The sequence below is a fragment of the Synechococcus sp. R6-7 genome, assembly GCF_047461695.1.
Lineage (GTDB): Bacteria > Cyanobacteriota > Cyanobacteriia > Thermostichales > Thermostichaceae > Thermostichus.
The window spans coordinates 1-1135 of sequence record NZ_JANSHS010000450.1 but is presented as its reverse complement, the minus strand read 5'-3'; the positions used below and the strand labels follow the sequence as shown (position 1 = coordinate 1135).

At 57.5% G+C, this 1135-nt stretch carries 1 protein-coding gene and 1 tRNA gene; one reads left to right on the top strand and one right to left on the bottom strand.

What is annotated here, in order from left to right:
- Positions 1 to 230: 230 nt before the first annotated feature.
- Positions 231 to 303, bottom strand: a tRNA-His gene (locus tag NW815_RS12520).
- Positions 304 to 371: 68 nt separating this feature from the next.
- On the opposite strand from NW815_RS12520, the gene NW815_RS12515 reads away from it, so the two are divergent.
- Positions 372 to 1135 (top strand): photosystem II S4 domain protein (locus NW815_RS12515; protein ID WP_414416079.1); only part of this gene is annotated, 764 nt, incomplete at its 3' end.

Below are 1135 nucleotides of genomic sequence, written 5' to 3'. Positions count from 1 at the left end.
CCGTCCCGCTGGCGCGATCAGTAGCCCAGGTGTCTCACCCTAACCTGAAACGACCCTAAACCGAGCTTGTTTTGAGAGGGAGAGGCAGGTGCTCCAGATCACCTTGACGAATACCTTCACGATTTTTGCGTCCAGATAGGGTGTTGTCTGTTTTCGTTTGTCAGGGTCTAGATAGATGGATTGGCCTCTGTGGCCCTTGCCATGACTGGATTTTCGCGATTTCCCTCAAGGGCGGACGATGGGACTCGAACCCACGAATGGAGGATCCACAATCCTCTGCCTTAACCGCTTGGCTACGCCCGCCGTGATTCCGGCTATCTAGCTTAGCATGGGAAAAACGGGACTGAACCACAGAGGTCGAAGCACCCCAAATGCTACCCAGAGCCGATTTGTTGCAAGGGGCAGAGTATCGAGAAACCTTGGCACGGGTCTTGGATTTGGGAGAGCAAGCCCTCAAGACCTGGCAAGTGGTCTGGAGCGACTTCCTCTCGCCACCGGAAATAGCAGAGGTGCAAGCTCGGCTGCGCAACTTGACCGAACTACAAGTGGGGGCCTGGGGAGGGTACCCTCAAGCAGAGCGCCAGCGCTTGGCCCTAGCTCGCTCTGAGGTGGGCCTAGATGTCCGGGATCCCAAGCCCGACCCAGAAGGGATCCCATTGGCCGCCATTCAGATTCAGGGCAACTTTCTGTTCGACCCGGCCACCCACCGCGATTTTCTGGGAGCCCTTTTGGGAGCCGGCATCGCCCGCGAGAAAGTGGGAGACATCCTTGTGTTGGGAGACTCAGGCGCCCAGGCCATCGTTGTGCCCGAAATGGTGGACTACCTCGCCCTAAACCTGACGCAGGTGCGCACAGTGCCTGTCAAAGTGAGCCGGATCCTCCTGAGCCAGTTGAACATTCAACCCCCCCGCGTCAAATCCATCACCAGCGTGGAAGCCTCTTTGCGCCTGGATGCGGTAGCCTCAGCTGGGTTTGGCATCTCCCGCAGCAAAATGGTGGAAGAAATCCAACGGGGGGAAGTGCGGGTCAACTGGAAGCCCATTACCCAAGCCAGCTACACCGTTGGCCCTCAGGATTGGATTGCCATTCGAGGTCGGGGTCGGCTGCAAATTGAAGAGGTAGCCGAAACGAAAAA